This is a genomic window from Pseudomonas sp. LRF_L74, assembly GCF_965644255.1.
GTDB lineage: Bacteria > Pseudomonadota > Gammaproteobacteria > Pseudomonadales > Pseudomonadaceae > Aquipseudomonas.
Genome location: NZ_CBFFRH010000006.1, coordinates 416,469 through 435,433, shown reverse-complemented (window position 1 = coordinate 435,433; position 18,965 = coordinate 416,469). Strand labels below are relative to the sequence as shown.

Below are 18,965 nucleotides of genomic sequence, written 5' to 3'. Positions count from 1 at the left end.
CGATGCGCGTGGTCCCTCGGTCAGGTGCTTACAACTTGGCTTGGCGCGGTGCGCCGCTCCGTGCCTTGGCCATGGCCGCCAGGCGCACGGCGACGTTGGCCGCGCCATAGCCGACATAGCCATTCTTGCGTTGCAGGATCTCGAAGAAGAAACGCCCGTCGAACGGCTCGGTGTAGACGTGGAACAGCTCGCCACCCTGGGCGTCACGGTCATACAGCACGTTGTAATAGGCCAGTTCGCTGAGGAACTCGTCATCGAAATCGAAGCGCGCGGCCAGGTCGTCGTAGTAGTTGAGCGGGATGTCCAGTAACGGCACCCCGGCTTCCTTGGCCCGACTGACCTCGGCGAAGATATCCTCGCAGGAGAACGCGATGTGGTGCACGCCCGAGCCCCGGTAGCTGGACAGCGCATGGGAAATCGCCGTGTTGCGGTTTTCCGAGATGTTCAATGGCAGGCGCACGGTGCTGCAGCGGCTGCGGATGGCCCGGCTCTTCACCAGGCCATAAGGGTCGGGCAGGACCACTTCGTCGTCGGCCTCGAAGTCCAGCAGGCTCTTGTAGAACAGCACCCAGTTGTCCAGGCTCTCGGCGGGCAGCGCCATGGCCATGTGGTCGATGCGTTGCAGGCCGCCGGTTGCCAGGGCCTGGCTGTCCAGGCGGAAATCGCTGTCATAGATGGTCTGGCCCGCGTCCGCTGGCTCGACCAGGTAGATCAGGCTGCCATCGGGCGCGCGCACGGCAGGAATCTCCCGCTCGTTGGGGCCGACCAGTCCGCGATACGGCTGGCCCTTGAAGCCCCGCGCCCGTTCGAGCGCGGCATTGCAGTCACGCACGCGCAGCGCCGTGGCGCACAGCGAAGGCCCATGGGCCTCGAAAAAGCTGTGGGCGAAGGAGTACGGCTCGCTGTTGAGCACGATCTTGACGTCGCCCTGGCCAAGCAGGCTGACCGCCTTGGAGCGGTGCGTACCGATGCGGGCGAAACCCAGGCGTTCCAGCCAGCCGGTCAGGCGCGCGCCCTGCTCCTCGTCGACGGCGAATTCGAGAAACTCGACACCGTCGTAGCGGCTGGCCGCCGGCGGGCTGAACAGCAGGTCGGGAGCCACCGTGGCCTGTTCTTTCTCCAGCAACTTGCGGGTCTTTTCTTCGAGGTAGAGCAGCGAGCGCAGGCCATCGGCGGCATTGGCCCGTGGCGGCGCGGCGCGAAAGCCGTCGTTGAAGATTTCCAGGGACAGCGGACCGCTGTAGCCACTCTTGAGGATCGGCGCGAGGAAACCCGGCAGGTCGAACTCGCCCTGGCCCGGGAAGCAGCGGAAATGGCGGCTCCATTCCAGCACGTCCATGGCCAGGATCGGCGCATCGGCCATCTGCACGAAGAAGATCTTGTCGCCCGGAATCTGCTCGATACCGCTCGGGTCGCCCTTGATCGACAGGGTATGGAAGCTGTCGAGCAGTACGCCCAGAGCCGGATGGTCGGCCTGGCGCACGATGTCCCAGACCTGTTGCCAACTATTGACGTGACGGCCCCAGGCCAGGGCTTCGTAGCCGATGCGCAGGTTACGCGCGCCGGCCCGCTCGGCCAGTTGGCGCAGGTCATCGACGAGGATTTCGCTGTCGCCCAGGGAGTCGGCGGCGACGTTGCTGCAGACCAGCACCAGGTCGGTGCCCAGCTCCTGCATGAGATCGAACTTGCGCTCGGCCCGGTCGAGGTTCTTCTGCAAGCGGTCGCGCCGGCAGCCTTCGAAATCCCGGAACGGCTGGAACAGGGTGATGGCGATGCCGAGGTCGGCACACATCTGGCGGATCTCGCGGGGGCTGCCCGCGTAGTACAGGAGGTCGTTCTCGAAAATCTCCACGCCGTCGAAACCGGCCGCGGCGACAGCTTCGAGCTTTTCCGGCAGGGTACCGCTCAGGGAGACGGTGGCAATCGAGCGATGCATACTTCTGCTCCTTGTGAATGGCAGCCTCTGAAGGGCCGCATGACGTAGCCCCCACGAGCTTAGACGAGGGTGCCGGAGTTACCGTCCGTCGCCGCGCAGGCCAGATATTACAGGGGCTGCGGCGATTATTCGTGCGCTCACGCGAGGCGGCAATTTAAAGTGTACGAACTGGTTAGTTTTGTGTTCGGTTATCGAACAAAAGGCCGTTTATCGAATTGACGGTATTTCGCTCTCTCAACGACCATGTTCCCCACTGCGGTGTTCCACGCCTCCACTCAAAGGCACCCAGGCGACCCGGCTTCATCACATAACAATTTCAAGAAAGAGTACTCCTGTCATGCACGCTTCCCGCACCCTGATTACCCGCATACCATTCGCTCCCCTCCTGGCAGCCAAGCGGCCAGCCGCGTGCTCGCGCGTCTTTCCCTGACCCGAGACTTCCGCTCGATCCATCCCGATAGCGGTTGACCTGAGCCCGCCCCGGCCGGTCGCCTAGCGCCGCTGCTCGAATTCGCTTCGTCGACTCGATCAGGGCTCTAACAACAACAACGGAGACAATGATGGCTAAAACATCAAGCTCACAAGCCAAGAAAGCCACTGCCAGCGGCTGGGTAGGCTCCGCCCTGGAGTACTACGACTTTTTCATCTATGCCCAAGCGGCGGCGTTGATCTTCCCGCAGATATTCTTCCCCAACAGCGACCCGAAGATGGCCATCGTCGCCTCGCTCGCGACCTACGGCGTCGGCTACCTGGCCCGTCCGATCGGTGCGTTCTTCCTCGGCCACTGGGGTGACACCCGCGGCCGCAAGCAGGTCCTGCTGCTGTGCATGTTCCTGATGGGCATCTCGACCATGGCCGTCGGCCTGCTGCCCACCTACCACGACATCGGCCTGCTGGCTCCGGCCCTGCTGGTCGTCCTGCGCCTGATCCAGGGCTTCGCCGTCGCCGGGGAAATCTCCGGCGCCAGCTCGATGATCCTCGAACACGCCCCGTTCGGCCGAAGAGGCTTCTACGCCAGCTTCACCCTGCAAGGCGTACAGGCCGGCCAGGTCATGGCCGCCGCGGTATTCCTGCCGCTGGCCTACTTCATGCCGAGCGAAGCGTTCAACGACTGGGGCTGGCGCATCCCGTTCCTGATGAGCGCCCTGGTGCTGCTGGCCGGCTTCATCATCCGTCGCGAAGTCCATGAAACCCCCGCCTTCGTCAACGAAGAGAGCAAGCAGAAAGTCGCCAAGTCGCCGATCAAGGAAGCCTTCAGCAGCAGCTGGAAGAACATGTTCCTGGTCATGATCATGGCCCTGATGAACGTGGTTCCCGTGGTCGCGACCATCTTCGGCGCCGCCTATGCCGTGCAACCGGCCTACGGCATCGGCTTCGACAAGAGCGTGTACCTGTGGATTCCGGTGGTCGGCAACATCGTCGCCGTGCTGGTCATCCCCTTCGTCGGCAACCTGTCCGACAAGATCGGTCGTCGTCCGACCATGATCGCCGGTGCGCTGGGCTCGGGCCTGCTGTCATTCGGCTACCTGTATGCGATCAGCATCCAGAACGTACCGCTGGCGTTCGTCATGTCGCTGCTGATGTGGGGCATGGTCTACCAGGGCTACAACGCGGTGTTCCCAAGCTTCTACCCGGAGCTGTTCCAGACCCGCTACCGCGTTTCGGCCATGGCCATCGCCCAGAACGTCGGCACCATGCTGACCGCCATGCTGCCAGCGCTGTTCGCCATGGTCGCCCCGCCCGGCTCGGACAACATCCCGCTGCTCATCGGCGGCCTGGCCTTCGGCATCACCTGCCTGTGCGCCCTCGCCGCCTACATCGCCCCGGAAACCTACCGTGTGCCGATGGAAGACCTGGGCAAGCCGGACGCCAAGCCGCTGGCCAAGGCCGAGTACGACGCCGCCCGCCTGGACAGCGTTCGCGCCGCCAGCCACTGATCGTCATGCGCTAAGAGAAAAGGCCCTGCGGGGCCTTTTCTCGTTGGTCGCCGGCAACAGACGTCACCCCTTGCGCCGCTGCTGATAAGCCGCGGCCAGGCCGCTCAGGCAGATGATGGCGATACCGACCTTGGCGCTGGTCTCGGGCACATGGCCGAAGATGATGAAACCCAGCAGGCCGGCGAAGACGATCTGGCAATAACCGAAAGGCGCCAGCAGCGCCGGCGCGGCATGGCGGAACGCCTTGGTCAGCATCAGGTGGGCGAACATGCCGCAGGCGCCGAGGGCCAGCATCATCGGCATGTGCCGCCATTCGGGCAATTGCCAGAAGAACGGCACCAGGCAGCTCATCGCCAGGGTATTGAACAAGCCGGTGAAAAAGTTGCTGGTGGTCGGGCTGTCGTATTCGCTGAGTTTGCGCGTGAGCAGTTGATAGAAGGCGAAGCACATCGCCGAACACAAGGGCAACAGTACCGCCGGGGTGAACAGTTCGCCTCCCGGATGGACGATGATGATCACGCCACAGAACCCGACCAGCACCGCGATCCACTGGCCGCGGCTGACCTGCTCGCGTAGCAGCGGCACCGACAGGGCGGTCACCAGCAGCGGTGCGAGAAAGTTCACCGCCGTGGCCTCGGCCAGCGGGATGAACAGCAGGCCGGTGGTGAAGAACAGGCTGCAGCCCAGCAGGCATATGGCGCGCAGGGCCTGCAACAGCGGGCGCCTGGTACGCAGCACACGCAGGCCGGACTGCGGCATGAAGATGCCAGCCATGAGCACGGTGTGCACCACATAGCGCACCCACACCACCATCACCACCGGGTAGATCCCCGAGAGGTACTTGGACAAGGCATCGTGGCTGGAAAACAGGAAGGTCGCAAAAACGACGAGCGCAATGCCCATCAGTGGCTTGTTGACGCCAGACAGCGACGTGGAGGTGCTCATGGTGGTCCTTGGTGCGCAGGTCGCCCGGGCGGCGACCGGCGACATGCGCTCGATAGGTATGGAGAGAATATAGAACCCGGTTCTACCTCTCAAACCAGAGCTGACGTAACGCGACCTTTCAGCGCCGTGCGAGCACCTCGCGCGCCTTGTCCAAGGCCATCTGTGCGCGCTCCAGCGCACTCACACCCTGCTCCAGCAGTTGCCGCGTGGGAATCTCCAGGCTCAGGGGAATACCGGCGGGCAGCGTTCTCAGCAGGCCCACCAGGTCGCAGTCACCATCGCCGGGGAAGCGTCGTTCGTTACGCGCCTGGCGCAGGATTTCGGCCATGTCGTCGGGACGCGGCCCGGCCACGTCGCACAACTGCACGTAATGCATGCGCGATGCCGGCACCTTGGCCAGATCAGCGAGGGAGGAGCCCGAGCGGTCGAAGTGAAAGGCATCGACCAGCACGCAACCATTGTCACGCCCGGCCGCCTCGACGATACGCACGGCCTGTTCGAGGTTGCGCGCATCGGTCCAGGGCATGAATTCCAGGTGCGGGCGGATGGAGAACGGCTTGGCCAGGTCGCACAACGCGGCGAAGTTCTCGATCAGCCGCGCTTCGTCCGGGTCATTGCCGGCGACCAGCAACTCAGTGGCACCGAACTGCGCGCCCACTTCGAGGATCGCGGCGAAATCCGCCACGCGGGTTTCCGGCTTCAGGCGCAGGATCTCGATGTCGCAGACCTTGACCCCGGTGTCGCGCAGCCGCTCCAGGGTCGCCCGGCGCAAACCCGCATCGGCCACCAGCGGGAAATGGTGCTCTTCCGGGGTGGCCGGCTCCAGGCGCAGCCCGACATGGCTGTAACCGGCGCGCGCCGCCACTTCGACCATCTCCGGCGGGGAAAGCTCGAGGACGGTCAGCGCCGCCAGGGAAAAAATCTGTTCGCTCATGCTATCGACTCACGTGGGCCAAGGCCCGTCTCAGGGGGAATGAATTCAGATTGCCGCTGGCGCACAGGCACGGCCGCTTTGCGCCGCGTCGCGGATTGCTTCGATCAGCGCCAGGGTACGGCCGGCGTCGGCAGCGTCGACGATCGGTGTCGCCTGGTCGCGGACCACGGCGACGAAATGTTCCAGTTGCAGACGCAACGCTTCGTCGGCGCTGAACGCTTCGTCGACCTGCCGCAGGGGCTGGTGCCAGCCGGCGCCCGGCTCGGCGTAGTGCCAGCGCTTGAGCTGCGGAATGCTCAAGGCGCCCTGGGTGCCAGCCAGCAGGTAACAAGGCTGGTCGGCCTGGCGCGGGTAGATCGGGTTCTCTGCCGAGTCCAGCTCCCAGCTCCACGGCGCGGCAACGCCATCGGAAGCCGTCAGCGTGCCGAGGGCGCCGCTGTCGAATTGCAGCAGGATGGCCGCGCTGTCCTCGTTGCCGAAACCGCGCACGCCATTGCTGGTGAACGCCTGTACCTGGCGCACCTCGCCGCACAGGTGGCGCAACAGGTCCAAGTCATGGATGAGATTGGTCAACAACATGCCGGCCCCCGGCTCGCGGCGCCAGAGGATGTCGAAATAGCTGTCGGGCTTCTGCAACTGCCACAGCGCCGTAACCGTGGTCAGACGCCCCAACGCACCACTGGCGACGATCTCGCGGGCACGGGCGATCAACGGGTTGTGCCGCCGATGGTGACCAACCAGCACCGGCACACCGGCAGAACGCGCCGCCGCCGCCAGTTCGCGAACCTCGTCCAGATTCACCCCGACCGGCTTCTCCAGCAGCGGCGGTATGCCCGCGGCAATGCAATCCAGGGCCGTCGGCACATGCAGGGTATTCGGATTGGCGACGATCACCGCATCGGGGCGCGCCTGCTCGAGCATGTGCCGATGATCATTGAAGTACGGCACCCGCCACTCTCTGGCCAGCGCCTCGACCCGTGGTTCCGGATCGGCGATGGCGCAGAGCGAAGCCGCCTGCACATTGGCCAGGTGCTGGAGGTGTTGCCGGCCCATGCTGCCGGCGCCAATCAGGGCGATACGTATAGGTGAGCTCATGGCAGTCCTCTTGTGTTTGTTCGTTGCAACCGAGCTTTTTATATTTTAGAACTCAGTTCCACTTTCAAATCAAGCGTGCATTTGAGCGATGCGCCGAACTGCCGTCGGTACGACCTGACGAATCCTCAGCCGAACAGTTCGGAAGCCTGACTGGCGGCAGACAATTCTTCCGCGCCCTTGAGCAACAGCGGCGCCAGTTCTTCATGCATGCGCGCCTGGGGCAGGCGCGCGGTCGGCCCGGCGATGCTCAGCACGCCGATGCAATGACCATCCTGGGGGCTGCGCACAACGGCGGCCAAGGCCGAGGTGCCGACCGCCGAACTTTCCTCGACCCAGGCATAGCCCAGGCCCCGCGCCTGCCTGAGCAACGCCAGCAGGCCGGCCTCGGAAGTCGGTGCGTTGGGGCCGAAGCCTGCCGCATCGGCGATGCCCTGGCGACGGACCTGGGCCAGCGCGGCTTCATCAGAGAGCGTGGCCAGCCAGGCGTGCCCCGATGCGGTGTAGAACAACGGCGCGTCGCGGCCCATGTCCGGGTCGTAGCGCAGCCCCGAACGCGCGCCCTGGGACTTGGCGATCCAGGTCAGGCGGTCGTCCTCGGTCACGCCCAGGCGCACCAGTTCGCCGCTTTCCTGGGCGAGCCGGTCGATGATCGCCTGGACGATATCCGTGCCGGCGCACGACAGGTAGCGAAAGCTCTGCGCCACCAGCTTGGTCGACAGCTGATAGCGGCTGTTGTCCGGGTTCTGCCGCACGTAGCCGAGGCGAATCAGCTCCGCGAGCATCCGGTGCGTGGCGCTCTTGGGAATCTGCAACTCGTCGGCGAGCGTCTGCATCGGCAACCCTTGAGGCTCACGGGTAAGGCTTTCGAGAAGGCTGAAGGCGCGTTCGATCTGACTGCCGGCCATGCTGGGTTCCTGAATCTGTTGATGGTTTCGGCGCGAGCCGCGCTGCCATGAGAAAAGTGCCGGATTCTAAAGACAATCCCGGCCAACATGAAACTCGATGACGGGATGATGTCAATGTTCTAACCAGTTAATTAATGTGCGATATTCGAACGAAAACAACGGGCACCGATTGCTTCACGACGACGCCGCTCGCACCATCGGAACCACGCAAAGGCAACAGGCCCAGCAGCCGCCTGCCGCCACATTGATGAACCAATAAATATAAGAAGGTCCATTGTGATGCCGACTATCACCCGCGCAGTTGCAGCCACTTCGTCCCTCAGCACGTCTCCATCGCATCTCGTACGCCATCTCCGATTGCGTAGGCAATGACCGCATTCCACCGCAAGCCGGCCGTGACCACGGCAGGCTGATTCACTTCGCCCACAAAAACAACATCATCGAGAGCATCTATGAGCACATTTCGCCTAGTCCCGGCCAGCCTCGCATTCGCCATCGCCAGCGCCGCCCTGCTGCCAGCCGGTGCCAGCGCGGCTGGCTTCGTCGAAGACGCCAAGGTCAGCCTGAACCTGCGTAACTTCTACATGAACCGCAACTACCTGAATAACAGCAGCGCGACCTCTCAGGACCAGTCCGAAGAGTGGACCCAGAGCTTCATCCTCGATGCCAAGTCCGGCTTTACCCAGGGCTTCGTTGGCTTTGGCCTCGATGTGCTGGCGATGGAGTCGATCAAGCTCGACGGCGGTCGCGGCACCTATGGCACCCAGTTGCTGCCGCGCCATGACGACGGCCGCCCGGCGGACGATTTCGGTCGCCTCGGGGTCGCCGTCAAGGCCAAGATATCCAAGACCGAACTGAAGGTCGGCGAGTGGATGCCGGTGCTGCCGATCCTGCGTTCCGATGACGGCCGCTCCCTGCCACAGACCTTCCGTGGCGGCCAGGTCACCTCCCAGGAAATCGACGGTCTGACCCTCTACGGCGGCCAGTTCCGCCAGAACAGCCCGCGCAACGATGCAAGCATGGAAGACATGTCCATGAACGGTATCGCCGGTGCGACGTCCGACCGCTTCAACTTCGGCGCTGGCGAATACACGTTCAACGACAAGAAGACCATGATCGGCGTGTGGTACGCCGAGTTGCAGGACATCTACCAGCAGCAGTATTTCAACCTCGTCCACAGCCAGCCGCTCGGGGACTGGGTGCTGGGCGCCAACCTCGGTTACTTCCAGGGCAAGGAAGACGGCAGCGCCCGCGCCGGCGACCTCGACAACAAGACCTGGTCGGCCATGCTCTCGGCCAAGTACGGCGGCAGCACCTTCTACGTCGGCCTGCAGAAAGTCAGCGGCGACAGCGCCTGGATGCGCGTCAACGGCACCAGTGGCGGCACCCTGGCCAACGACGGCTACACCAACAGCTTCGACAATGCCGGCGAGCGCTCCTGGCAACTGCGCCACGACTTCAACTTCGCCAGCGTCGGCGTCCCCGGCCTGACCCTGATGAACCGTTACATGAGCGGCGACCACATCAACACCACCACCTCCAGCGATGCCAAGGAATGGGCGCGCGAATCCGAACTGGCCTACGTGATCCAGGACGGCACGCTGAAATCGCTGTCGGTGAAATGGCGCAACTCCTCGCTGCGCCGTGGCCATGGCCTGAACACCCTGGACTTCGACGAAAACCGCCTGATCGTCAGCTATCCGTTGTCGATCCTGTAACACAGCCGCCGGCGGCAAGCCCCGGGTACCCGCCGGGGCGCCGCTCGCTGCGCTCGGCTCATCATTCTCGGCTGCTCCAAGCCAAGCCTTCGGCCCGTCCTCGCGACGGGTCTTTTTCACGTGCCCCGCACACCTTTGCCCAGGCATCTGCCCTATCTCGCCGCGCTGCCCAAGCCCACGGGCCTGGGCAGCGCCCCTGACGCTTGGCGAGGCGGGATCATCGCAATAGAATATGGAACCAAGTTCCAGAATAACTAAATTACCGATCAACCCAGGTAACGCCATGACCTCCGCCCAGCAGCAAATCGAATGTGATGTCCTCGTCGTCGGCTCCGGTGCCGCTGGTCTTTCCGCAGCGGTAACCGCCGCCTGGCACGGTTTGAAAGTAATCGTCGCGGAAAAGGATGCGACCTTCGGCGGCGCCAGCGCCTGGTCCGGCGGCTGGATGTGGCTGCCGCGCAACCCGCTGGCCCGCCGTGCCGGTATCGAGGAAGACATCGAGCAGCCACGCACCTACCTGCGCCATGAGTTGGGCGAGCGCTACAACGCGGAACTGATCGATGCCTTTCTCCAGTCGTGCCCGGACATGGTCGACTTCTTCGAACGCAACACCGCCCTGCAATTCGCCGATGGCAACGCCATTGCCGACATGCATGGCGACAGCCCCGGCGCCGCCACCGGCGGTCACCAGGTGATCGCCGCGCCCTACGATGGCCGCCAGGTCGAGGATTTATTGCCGCGCCTGCGCAAGACCATGCGCGAGACGTCCTTCATGGGCATGCCGATCATGGCCGGCGCCGACCTTGCCGCCTTCATGAACCTGACCCGCTCGGCCAGTGCCTTCGCCCACGTGACCCGACGTTTTCTCACCCACCTTTATCACCTGGCCCGCTACGGTCGTGCCATGCATCTGGTCAACGGCGTGGCCCTGGTGGCGCGACTGGCCAGGTCGGCGGCCGACCTGGGCGTCGACTTGCGCGAGAACGCGCCGGTCGAACGCCTGTTGCTGGAGGATGGCCGGGTAGGCGGCGCAGTCCTCGGCGGTCGGCACAGCGGCCTGCAGGTAAAAGCCAAAGCCGTGGTCCTGGCCGCTGGCGGCTTTGCCAACGACATCGCCCTGCGCAAGGCGATGTTCCCGCGCACGCCGACCGGCCATGAGCACCTGGCACTGCCGCCGCTGTCCTGCAACGGCGACGGCCTGCGCCTGGGCGAGTCCGCCGGTGGCAAGGTCGCCGAGGACCTGAAGTCCCCCGTCGCCTGGGCCCCGGTATCGCAAGTCCGTCATCGCGACGGCAGCATCGGCCACTTCCCGCACATCATCGAACGCGGCAAGCCGGGCATCATCGGCGTGCTGGCCAACGGCAAGCGCTTCGTCAACGAAGCCCACGGCTACTACGACTACGTTGCGGCGATGATCGAACAGGTGCCGGAAGGCCAGGAAGTCTGTTCCTGGCTGATCTGCGACCACCGTTTCCAGCGCCGCTACGGCCTCGGCCACGCGCGGCCTGCGCCGCTGCCCGTCGGCCCCCACGTACGCAGCGGTTACCTGAAGCGAGCCGCGACCATCGAGCAACTGGCCCTGGCCTGTGGCATCGAGCCTGTCGCCCTGGCCACCTCCGTGGCTGAATTCAACCTGCATGCGCGCCAGGGCGAAGACCCGCAGTTCGGGCGTGGCAGCACCGCCTTCAACCGCAAGAACGGTGACCCCAGGCACCCCGGCCCCAACCCTTGCGTCGCGCCGATCGAACACGGGCCCTTCTATGCCGTCAAAGTCCAGCCGGGCAGCTTCGGCACCTTCGCCGGCCTGAAAACCAATGGCAGCGCCCAGGTGCTCGATGCAGCCGGCCACCCCATCGCCGGCCTGTATGCTGCCGGCAGCGACATGGCCAGCGTGATGGGTGGCTTCTACCCGTCAGGCGGCATCAACCTCGGTCCGGCCATGACCTTCGGCTATATCGCCGCACGTCATATCGCCGACGCACAGAATCACCAAGAGAAAGGAGACGATTGAGCATGCAGACCATCCGCAACGCCAACGGGCTGAACCTGCCGAAACTCGGTCTTGGCACCTGGCCGATGCTTGACGACGAATGCACCCGAGCCGTGCTCCAGGCCCTGGAGCTGGGCTATCGGCACATCGACACCGCAGCCGGCTACAACAACGAAGCGGCGGTCGGTAAAGCCCTGGTGCACAGCGCCACGCCGCGCGAGCAGATCCACGTCACCACCAAGGTCTGGTACGACAAGCTGGAACCCGCCGACATGCGCGCCTCTCTGGACAACAGCCTGAAAGCCCTGCAAAGCGACTACGTCGACCTGTTCCATATCCACTGGCCAGGCAAGCACGGCGACCTGCGCGGCGATGCGCTCAAACGCAGCATCGACACCCTGGTGGAGCTGCACCAATCGGGCAAGGCCCGCGCCATCGGCGTGGCCAACTTCCCCCTGGCACTGCTGCGCGAGGTGGTCGAGATACTCAAGGCACCGCTCTCGGCGATCCAGGTCGAGTACCACGTGCTACTCGACCAGCAGCCGCTGCTCGACTACGCCCGCCAGCACGACCTGGCCTTCACCGCCTACACCCCGCTGGCCCGTGGCGAAGCGGCAGCCAACGAAGTGATCCAGCGCATCGCCAGGAAACACGGCGTGCTACCGACCCAGGTCGCCCTGCAATGGTTGCTCGGCCAGGAGGGTGTCGCGGCGATTCCCAAGGCGGCCGGGCGCGAGAACCAGCAGGCCAATCTCGACGCGCTGAAGCTGCGACTGGATGATGAGGATCGCGACGCCATCGCCGCCCTGCCGAAGAATCGCCGGGTGGTCAGCCCGGCAGACTTCGCGCCGGTCTGGGACTGACAGTCGCTTCGCGTTGAAGGTTGACTGGAGGTAACTGCGGTCGCTCGAGATTATCTGCCGTCACACTCGCGAAAGAGGGAGCCCAGAAGCAGCTTTATCTTTGGGTTCCCGCCTTCGCGGGAATGACGGAGCACAGAAAATTTTCTGCTCCCTCATAGCAGCCATTCACTGGCTCTCACTGCTGCCAGGGCGGCGGCGGTGGCTCATCGCGGGGCGCATCCTCGGCGTTGCGCATGGCTTGCAAGCGCTCCTGCTCGGCCAGCGCCGCCTTGATTTCGCGCATCACCGCATCGACGTCGGCGGTTTCCTCGGGGTCGTCGAACTCACCGGTAAGCGGGCTCTCCGGGGTCAGCTTGCCCTCTTCGAACAGCGCCCACATTTCCTTGGCGTACTTGGTGTAGCGCAACTCCGGAGCGAACTGGCCGAAGTACTCGGCCATGTTGCGCACGTCGCGCTCGAGCATGCCGAAGGCATGGTTGTTGGCCGCCGCGTCCACCGCTTGCGGCAGGTCGATGATCACCGGGCCGTCGGGACCGAGCAGCACGTTGAACTCGGACAGGTCGCCATGCACCAGGCCGGCGCACAGCATCTTGACGATCTCGCCAATCATGAAGGCATGGAACTCGCGGGCATCCTCCGGCAGCAGGTCGACATCATTGAGGCGCGGCGCGGCATCGCCGAAGCCATCGTCGACCATCTCCATCAGCAGCACGCCATCGAGAAAGTCGTAGGGCTTGGGGACCCGCACGCCGGCATTGGCCAGGCGGAACAGCGCGGACACCTCGGCATTCTGCCAGGCCTCCTCCTGCTCCTTGCGGCCGTGCTTGCTGCCCTTGGCCATGGCCCGAGCATCGCGGCTGTTGCGGGTCTTGCGCCCTTCCTGATACTCGGAGGCCTGGCGAAAACCGCGCTTGTTCGCCTCCTTGTAGACCTTGGCGCAACGCAGTTCGGTGCCGCAGCGCACGACGAATACGGCGGCCTCCTTGCCACTCATCAGCGGGCGCACCACTTCGTCGATCAAACCATCTTCCAGCAGGGGTTCTAGGCGTTTCGGGGTCTTCATTGCGCGAACGTCGGGTCCTGTGAAAAAGGTGAAGTTGCGTTATACGGCAATCCGCGTGCTGCGCCCATAGGCACAGGGTGCAGATGACACAGTTTGAAAGTCAGATCCGCATTGGCAGGCCTTTCGGCGCGGCGGACAATCCGCTGCAACAGCCACCGAGGACTCCGCCATGCTCGATGCACAACGCTGCTGGCAAGCCGTCTGCGAACGCGATGCCGCTTGCGATGAGCACTTCGTCTTTGCCGTACGCAGCACAGGCATCTATTGCCGTCCCAGTTGCCCGGCACGGCGGCCGGAGCGTGCAAACGTCAGCTTTCATCCTGATGCCCAGGCCGCCGAGGCCGCTGGTTTTCGCCCCTGTCGACGATGTTCGCCCCACGGCCAGAGCCCGGCACGTCAGCTCGACGAACTGGTCGTTGCAGCCTGCGCTCTGCTTGAGGAAAACCCAGCCCTGACCCTGGCGCGACTGGCTGAACGCATCGGTCTGTCGCCCTCGCACCTGGTACGCGCCTTCAAACTGCGCACCGGCACGACACCCAGGGGCTGGGTCGCTGCCCAGCGTCGCCAACGCCTGGAAAGTCGCTTGCCTCGATCGACCTCGGTGCTGGATGCCGCGCTGGATGCCGGCTATGCGAGCCCCAGCGCCTTGTATAAAGAGCCCCGGAGCCTGAGCCCGGCGAAGCGCCGCCAGAAAGGCGCTGGCGAATCACTGCGCTATGCCATCGCGCCTTGCCCCCTCGGGCATGTGTTGCTGGCAGCCAGTGACCATGGTGTATGCGCCCTGCTGTTCGGCGATGAACAACGCCTGCTCATCGAGGAACTGCAGCAACGCTTCGCCGCCGCCGAGCTTCGACGCGATCAAGCCGGCCTGCACGACTGGTTGGCGGTTGTGCTGGCCCAGGTCGAGGAGCCCGCCCGCGCCGCGCACTTGCCGCTCGACCTGCGCGGCAGCGTATTCCAGCAACGGGTCTGGCAAAGCCTGCGCGCCATTCCTCGCGGCCAGACGCGCCGCTACGGCGAACTGGCCGAACAGTTGGATAGCCACCCACGGGCCATTGCGCGCGCCTGCGCCAGCAACCCCGTCGGCCTGCTGGTGCCTTGCCACCGCGTGGTCTCTGCTGGCGCAAGCCTGGGCGGATATCGCTGGGGCGTGGAGCGCAAGGCCAGGCTGCTGCGAGACGAGCAGCAGACGCCGGCCGAAGACTGACAACCGGCTATATCGGGGTAGTGCCTTAGCCCTATCGCCATGGCCGGTGCTTTTCATCAAGCTTGCGATCCGACGCTCGGCTTCATGTCACGTTTCCAGCCGCGAGGGCTTGGCCTTCACCACTGCTGGCTATATCGTGGCGCACAGCCTCGTCCCGCCAAGAAGGCCGAGCCACTGCCCAACCAGATAAAGGATTTTCCGCATGAAACAGGGATCCGCTTTCGCGATCACCGTCGCCCTCGCCTGCGCCTCATTCCAGGCCAGCGCCGCCGACGCCATCGGCCAGCGCTACATCGATCAACTGGTGCAAGGCGGCCCCGCCTCGGTCAGCCAGGCCGCACAGGGCATGTTCCACACCAACTACCGCGACCAGGAAGTGCTGGACGTCGCCGCCGAAGTGCTGGCCCAGCGTTACCGCACCGCTGCCGGCAACTCCGAAGCCGACGCCTACGCCTGGGTGTGCAAGGCATTGGCCGCATCCGGCAACGGCCGCTACAAGAACCTGCTGACCCAGGTCGGCGAGTCCGACAACCGCAAGCTGACCCGCCACTGCAGCAAGGCGGCCAAGAGCCTCAGCGCCGGCGGTTCGACCTTCGTGCCGGGCAGCGTCAACCTCGCTCACTACCGTGCCACCGGTGGCAATAGCACGGGCGGCGCCAGCACCAGCTATGCCCCCACGCCTGCCCAGGCCCTGACCGGCTATGGCGCCCCCGCCCAACAAGCGCAGGCCGGCAAGCCGACCGGCAGCTTCCGTGACGTCGCCATCGGCATGAGCATGGATCAGGTCAACGCCATCCTCGGCGCGCCAAGCGGCACCTTCGCCCACCAGACCGGCAAGGCCTGGATTCCCTTCAATTTCCAGGGCAAGGACGTCGCCCGCGTGGTCAACCTGTACAAGGGCCAGGGCCGCGTGATCTTCTCCCAGGCCAGTGTCTATTCATCGGTCTGGCGCGTGCTGGAAGTGCAGCAGAATCCGAACGAAACCGGCTACCCATAACAAGCTTGCCGCTTGAAGCTTGCGGCTCCGTATTGCAGTCTTCGCCCTCTGCAACGGAGCCGCTTCATGGACCTCGACGAACTCACCCAGCGCCTGCATGCCATTCGTGATCGCAACGACTGGCGACAATTCCACAGCCCGAAGAACCTGACCATGGCCGCCAGCGTGGAAATGGCCGAGTTGGTGGAAATTTTCCAATGGCTGAGCGAGGACCAGTCGCGCCAGCTGCCTGCCGAGAAACTTGCCCATGCGGGCCAGGAAGTCGGCGACATCATTCTTTACCTCCTGCTTCTCTGCGCCGAACTGGGCATCGACATGAACCAGGCCGTGCGTGACAAGCTGGCCGACAGCGAACGGCGTTTCGCCCATGACTGATCGCCATTTCGACGAACTGGCGGTGCGTTTCGCCGAAAAGATCTACGGCGGCGCCAAGGGCGCTATCCGTCTCGCCGTGCTCCAGGCCGACCTCGAAGAGGCGCTGCCCACTCGCCCGCTACGGGTACTGGATATCGGCGCGGGCCTGGGCCATATGTCCTTGTGGCTCGCCCAGCGCGGCCATCAGGTGACCCTGGCCGAGCCCGCCGCACCGATGCTCGACGGCGCCCGCCAGCGTTTCGCCGAGGCCGGCCAGCAGGCCGAGTTCATCCAGGCGCCCTGGCAAGACCTGCCAGCACGGCTCGATCAGTCCTACGACCTGGTCATCTGCCACGCCGTGCTGGAATGGCTGGCCGAGCCCCATGCGATCCTGCCGCTCCTGCATCACCTGACCACACCAGGCGGCCACCTGTCCCTGGCCTTCTACAACAAGGATGCGTTGATCTACCGCAACCTGCTCAAGGGCCATTTCCGCAAACTGCGCAAGGACAGCTTCGCCGGCGAAGGCCAGAGTCTGACCCCGCAACGCCCGCTCGACCCTCGCGAACTGGCGGCGCAACTCGCGCCAGCCTGGACGGTCGAAAGCCAAAGCGGCATCCGGGTGTTCCACGACTTCATGCCCGCCGATTTCCAGGCCAAGGCCGAACTCGGCGACCTGCTGGAAATGGAGCTGGCGCACCGGCGCCACCCGGCCTTCGCCGGACTGGGTCGTTATCTGCACTGGATATGCAGGCCACAGTAGGCTTTGTTGAGCTTTTGATGAAAACGACTGAATCGAGGCAGGAGCGGACATTGGTTATTCCGGCGTTCCCGCGAAGGCGGGAACCCAGAAGCGCCTTTTTATTCGGGCTCCCGCCTTCGCGGGAGTGACGGCAAATAATCCCGATCGTCTGCTTGTTCCGGTCTGATGCACCGAAGCCCTGCAAATCGAAGGCCGCTAACGGAGTTCGTGATGAAAACACTGCTGCTTCTGTCCGCGACATTGCTGCTGGCCGCCTGCCAGAGCCCCAACCCGTACGTGGCCGAATCCGCCCCGATGCCGCCCGCCCCAGCCCAGGCCGCCACGCATTTCGATGCCAGCGCCTACCCGGCAGCGCCGCGCGACTACTCCATCTACCGCAGTTGGACCTGGCGCAACGGCCAATTGCCGCCCGCTACGGTCTGGGCCGACAGCACGCTGGTCGCGGAAACCCTGGGCAACGCCCTGGACCAGCGCGGCCTGCGCCCTGCCGCTACGCCGGCCCAGGCCAATCTGCTGGTCAGCAGCGACCTGCGCCTGGAGCGCCGCCTGTACCAGATGCAGGATGACTACGGCGGCTACTACGACCGCGGCCCCTACGGCAATCGCTACGGCATGTACGGCAGCGCGCCGATCGTGCGCACCTATGAACGCGAAGTCGCCGTGGTCCGCCTCGACTTCTTCGATGCCCGCAACGGTCAGCCGGTGTGGAGCAGCAGCGCCGAAGCGCCGAGCGCCGGCAGTCAGTCACAACGCGCCGACGCCCTGCGCCAGGCCATGGACAACGCACTGAAGGGGTTCCCGCCACCATGAACACATTGCACGTTGCCGCACTCAACGAACAAGCCTGGTACCTGCTCAAAGACGACGAAAGCTGGTATCTGCTGGCGCGCTGCTCGCAATCGGCAGTCGACTTCGAGCTGCTGGTCCAGCTCAGCGCCGACGAATACCGCGAGTACCACGCCCTGGGCCATGTCTACCTGGACTACCTGGCCGCGCGTATCCAGCATTGGCCGCACGACTACAGCCCAAGGCACCTGCCGCAGGCACTGGCGGCAGCCAACCAGGCAATCGCCCAGTGGCGCTCGACCACGCCTTGATCCACTGCGGCTAGACTGATTACACAGGAGGCACCGGCCTCGGAGGTTTGACCATGCTGTCCCGTCTTCTTTTGATTCCTATGCTGCTGGTGCTGGCCGCCTGCCAAAGCCAGCAGATCGACCACGACTTCGACGCCACCCGCGATTTCAGCCGCTATCAGGACTGGACCTGGCAGGAGCCGGCGATGACCTACCGGCCGGACGATCCGCGCATCCGCAGCGACCTCACCGAACAACGCGTGCGCAGCGCCATCGCCCAACAACTCGACCAGCACGGCCTGCGCCCGGCAACCTCCGGCAAACCGGCTGACCTCAAGGTGCGCGCCTACCTGATCGTCGACGACCGCCAGGAACAGATCACCAGCAACGCCAGCGCCGGCTACTGGGGGCCTGGCTGGGGCGGCTACTGGGGCGGCCCGCTGGCGACCGAGACGCGCACCTTCGACTACAAGGTCGCGACCCTGCAGATCGACCTGTTCGACGGCAAGGACGGCAAGCTGGTCTGGCGTGGCAGTGCCGAACAGGTGGTCAATCCGGCCCCACGCCATCCCCGTGATCGCGATGCGCAGACCCGCGCCATCGTGGCGAGAATCCTCAGCCAGTACCCGCCAAGATGAGCGAACGACTCCTCAGCCATCGCCCGGCCGACCCGGCCGACCTCGATGCCGTGAGCGGCTTCGTCCACAACGCCGACGAACTCTATTTCGCCTTTCCCCGCGCCCATTGGCCGCTGAACCGCGAGCAACTGGCCGCCGCCGTAGCCGAACGCCAGGCCAGTACCCTGGCCCTGCTCGATGGCAGGCCGGCCGGCTTCGCCAATTTCTACCAGCATCGACACGGCGAGTTCTGCGCCCTCGGCAACCTGATGATCGCGCCCTGGGCTCGCGGCCAAGGCGTGGCGCAGTACCTGGTCGGCATCATGGAATGCCTGGCCAAGCGTGACTTCCAGGCTCGCGAGCTACGCGCCTCCTGCTTCAACGCCAACGCCGCCGGGCTGCTGCTCTATCAGCAACTGAGCTACCGGGTTACCGGCATCGTCGAGCGCCAGCGCGGACAGGAACGCGTGGCGCTGGTGCAGTTCAGCAAAGCGCTGGAGTGAGGCGCGCCGGCCTCGAAGGCCCCTGCCCTCCGGCAGAATGACGTCCAATCATTTTCCGACCG

18 protein-coding genes are annotated in these 18,965 nt (G+C 64.7%); 12 read left to right on the top strand and 6 right to left on the bottom strand.

Annotated elements, in window-relative coordinates; all coding sequences use genetic code 11:
• Nucleotides 1-28: 28 nt before the first annotated feature.
• Nucleotides 29-1,936, bottom strand: coding sequence for a 3-dehydroshikimate dehydratase QuiC (quiC, locus tag ACSZPK_RS17750; RefSeq protein WP_437882798.1), 1,908 nt, complete (start codon nucleotides 1,934-1,936; stop codon nucleotides 29-31).
• Nucleotides 1,937-2,496: 560 nt separating this feature from the next.
• On the opposite strand from quiC, the gene ACSZPK_RS17745 reads away from it, so the two are divergent.
• The gene (locus tag ACSZPK_RS17745) at nucleotides 2,497-3,873 is read left to right on the top strand and encodes an MFS transporter (protein ID WP_437882797.1); all 1,377 of its coding nucleotides are present in this window, start codon (nucleotides 2,497-2,499) and stop codon (nucleotides 3,871-3,873) included.
• 63 nt (nucleotides 3,874-3,936) lie between these two features.
• On the opposite strand, the gene ACSZPK_RS17740 is transcribed toward ACSZPK_RS17745, so the two are convergent.
• The 4 genes from ACSZPK_RS17740 to ACSZPK_RS17725 all read right to left on the bottom strand — a co-directional run bounded on the left by ACSZPK_RS17740 (nucleotide 3,937) and on the right by ACSZPK_RS17725 (nucleotide 7,752).
• Nucleotides 3,937-4,818, bottom strand: coding sequence for a DMT family transporter (locus ACSZPK_RS17740; protein WP_437882796.1), 882 nt, complete (start codon nucleotides 4,816-4,818; stop codon nucleotides 3,937-3,939).
• 118 nt (nucleotides 4,819-4,936) lie between these two features.
• Nucleotides 4,937-5,752: a sugar phosphate isomerase/epimerase family protein gene (locus ACSZPK_RS17735; RefSeq protein ID WP_437882795.1), complete on the bottom strand. Its 816-nt coding sequence runs from the start codon at nucleotides 5,750-5,752 to the stop codon at nucleotides 4,937-4,939.
• Between the two features lie 45 nt (nucleotides 5,753-5,797).
• Nucleotides 5,798-6,847: a Gfo/Idh/MocA family protein gene (locus ACSZPK_RS17730; protein WP_437882794.1), complete on the bottom strand. Its 1,050-nt coding sequence runs from the start codon at nucleotides 6,845-6,847 to the stop codon at nucleotides 5,798-5,800.
• 125 nt (nucleotides 6,848-6,972) lie between these two features.
• Complete coding sequence (locus ACSZPK_RS17725) at nucleotides 6,973-7,752, bottom strand: IclR family transcriptional regulator (protein ID WP_437882793.1); 780 nt, start codon at nucleotides 7,750-7,752, stop codon at nucleotides 6,973-6,975.
• 452 nt (nucleotides 7,753-8,204) lie between these two features.
• On the opposite strand from ACSZPK_RS17725, the gene ACSZPK_RS17720 reads away from it, so the two are divergent.
• The 3 genes from ACSZPK_RS17720 to ACSZPK_RS17710 all read left to right on the top strand — a co-directional run bounded on the left by ACSZPK_RS17720 (nucleotide 8,205) and on the right by ACSZPK_RS17710 (nucleotide 12,323).
• Nucleotides 8,205-9,470 carry an OprD family porin gene (locus tag ACSZPK_RS17720; RefSeq protein WP_437882792.1) on the top strand — a complete coding sequence of 422 codons (1,266 nt, stop codon included), beginning with the start codon at nucleotides 8,205-8,207 and terminating at the stop codon, nucleotides 9,468-9,470.
• 283 nt (nucleotides 9,471-9,753) lie between these two features.
• Nucleotides 9,754-11,481, top strand: a complete 1,728-nt coding sequence (locus ACSZPK_RS17715; RefSeq protein WP_437882791.1) for an FAD-dependent oxidoreductase — start codon at nucleotides 9,754-9,756, stop codon at nucleotides 11,479-11,481.
• A 2-nt stretch (nucleotides 11,482-11,483) separates the two neighbouring features.
• On the top strand, nucleotides 11,484-12,323 hold the full coding sequence (locus ACSZPK_RS17710) for an aldo/keto reductase (RefSeq protein WP_437882790.1): 840 nt from the start codon (nucleotides 11,484-11,486) through the stop codon (nucleotides 12,321-12,323).
• 175 nt (nucleotides 12,324-12,498) lie between these two features.
• On the opposite strand, the gene ACSZPK_RS17705 is transcribed toward ACSZPK_RS17710, so the two are convergent.
• Nucleotides 12,499-13,386: a PA4780 family RIO1-like protein kinase gene (locus ACSZPK_RS17705; RefSeq protein ID WP_437882789.1), complete on the bottom strand. Its 888-nt coding sequence runs from the start codon at nucleotides 13,384-13,386 to the stop codon at nucleotides 12,499-12,501.
• A 169-nt stretch (nucleotides 13,387-13,555) separates the two neighbouring features.
• Between ACSZPK_RS17705 and ada the strand changes: the two genes are divergently transcribed.
• From ada to ACSZPK_RS17665, 8 genes are all read left to right on the top strand, one after another.
• Complete coding sequence (gene ada, locus ACSZPK_RS17700; RefSeq protein WP_437882788.1) at nucleotides 13,556-14,593, top strand: bifunctional DNA-binding transcriptional regulator/O6-methylguanine-DNA methyltransferase Ada; 1,038 nt, start codon at nucleotides 13,556-13,558, stop codon at nucleotides 14,591-14,593.
• 202 nt (nucleotides 14,594-14,795) lie between these two features.
• Nucleotides 14,796-15,590, top strand: a complete 795-nt coding sequence (locus ACSZPK_RS17695; RefSeq protein ID WP_437882787.1) for a hypothetical protein — start codon at nucleotides 14,796-14,798, stop codon at nucleotides 15,588-15,590.
• Nucleotides 15,591-15,656: 66 nt separating this feature from the next.
• Entirely contained in the window at nucleotides 15,657-15,965 is a 309-nt protein-coding gene (locus tag ACSZPK_RS17690; RefSeq protein ID WP_437882786.1) for a nucleotide pyrophosphohydrolase, read from the top strand.
• Entirely contained in the window at nucleotides 15,958-16,707 is a 750-nt protein-coding gene (locus ACSZPK_RS17685) for a methyltransferase domain-containing protein (RefSeq protein ID WP_437882785.1), read from the top strand. Before ACSZPK_RS17690 ends, ACSZPK_RS17685 begins: the two co-directional genes overlap by 8 nt.
• 210 nt (nucleotides 16,708-16,917) lie before the next feature.
• On the top strand, nucleotides 16,918-17,517 hold the full coding sequence (locus ACSZPK_RS17680) for a DUF4136 domain-containing protein (protein WP_437882784.1): 600 nt from the start codon (nucleotides 16,918-16,920) through the stop codon (nucleotides 17,515-17,517).
• A complete protein-coding gene (locus ACSZPK_RS17675; RefSeq protein ID WP_437882783.1) occupies nucleotides 17,514-17,804 on the top strand; it encodes a hypothetical protein in 291 nt (96 codons plus the stop codon). The genes ACSZPK_RS17680 and ACSZPK_RS17675 overlap by 4 nt, the downstream gene beginning before the upstream one ends.
• A 53-nt stretch (nucleotides 17,805-17,857) precedes the next feature.
• Entirely contained in the window at nucleotides 17,858-18,421 is a 564-nt protein-coding gene (locus ACSZPK_RS17670) for a DUF4136 domain-containing protein (protein WP_437882782.1), read from the top strand.
• Nucleotides 18,418-18,903, top strand: coding sequence for an N-acetyltransferase family protein (locus tag ACSZPK_RS17665; RefSeq protein ID WP_437882781.1), 486 nt, complete (start codon nucleotides 18,418-18,420; stop codon nucleotides 18,901-18,903). The genes ACSZPK_RS17670 and ACSZPK_RS17665 overlap by 4 nt, the downstream gene beginning before the upstream one ends.
• The last annotated feature ends 62 nt before the right edge of the window (nucleotides 18,904-18,965 follow it).

Coding starts and splice junctions, on each gene's coding strand:
- ACSZPK_RS17680 (WP_437882784.1), top strand. CDS start 16,918: ATGAAAACACTGCTGCTTCTGTCCGCGACATTGCTGCTGGCCGCCTGC.
- ACSZPK_RS17720 (WP_437882792.1), top strand. CDS start 8,205: ATGAGCACATTTCGCCTAGTCCCGGCCAGCCTCGCATTCGCCATCGCC.
- ada (WP_437882788.1), top strand. CDS start 13,556: ATGCTCGATGCACAACGCTGCTGGCAAGCCGTCTGCGAACGCGATGCC.
- ACSZPK_RS17725 (WP_437882793.1), bottom strand. CDS start 7,752: ATGGCCGGCAGTCAGATCGAACGCGCCTTCAGCCTTCTCGAAAGCCTT.
- ACSZPK_RS17690 (WP_437882786.1), top strand. CDS start 15,657: ATGGACCTCGACGAACTCACCCAGCGCCTGCATGCCATTCGTGATCGC.
- ACSZPK_RS17735 (WP_437882795.1), bottom strand. CDS start 5,752: ATGAGCGAACAGATTTTTTCCCTGGCGGCGCTGACCGTCCTCGAGCTT.
- ACSZPK_RS17730 (WP_437882794.1), bottom strand. CDS start 6,847: ATGAGCTCACCTATACGTATCGCCCTGATTGGCGCCGGCAGCATGGGC.
- ACSZPK_RS17705 (WP_437882789.1), bottom strand. CDS start 13,386: ATGAAGACCCCGAAACGCCTAGAACCCCTGCTGGAAGATGGTTTGATC.
- ACSZPK_RS17715 (WP_437882791.1), top strand. CDS start 9,754: ATGACCTCCGCCCAGCAGCAAATCGAATGTGATGTCCTCGTCGTCGGC.
- ACSZPK_RS17675 (WP_437882783.1), top strand. CDS start 17,514: ATGAACACATTGCACGTTGCCGCACTCAACGAACAAGCCTGGTACCTG.
- ACSZPK_RS17695 (WP_437882787.1), top strand. CDS start 14,796: ATGAAACAGGGATCCGCTTTCGCGATCACCGTCGCCCTCGCCTGCGCC.
- ACSZPK_RS17710 (WP_437882790.1), top strand. CDS start 11,484: ATGCAGACCATCCGCAACGCCAACGGGCTGAACCTGCCGAAACTCGGT.
- ACSZPK_RS17745 (WP_437882797.1), top strand. CDS start 2,497: ATGGCTAAAACATCAAGCTCACAAGCCAAGAAAGCCACTGCCAGCGGC.
- ACSZPK_RS17685 (WP_437882785.1), top strand. CDS start 15,958: ATGACTGATCGCCATTTCGACGAACTGGCGGTGCGTTTCGCCGAAAAG.
- ACSZPK_RS17670 (WP_437882782.1), top strand. CDS start 17,858: ATGCTGTCCCGTCTTCTTTTGATTCCTATGCTGCTGGTGCTGGCCGCC.
- ACSZPK_RS17665 (WP_437882781.1), top strand. CDS start 18,418: ATGAGCGAACGACTCCTCAGCCATCGCCCGGCCGACCCGGCCGACCTC.
- ACSZPK_RS17740 (WP_437882796.1), bottom strand. CDS start 4,818: ATGAGCACCTCCACGTCGCTGTCTGGCGTCAACAAGCCACTGATGGGC.
- quiC (WP_437882798.1), bottom strand. CDS start 1,936: ATGCATCGCTCGATTGCCACCGTCTCCCTGAGCGGTACCCTGCCGGAA.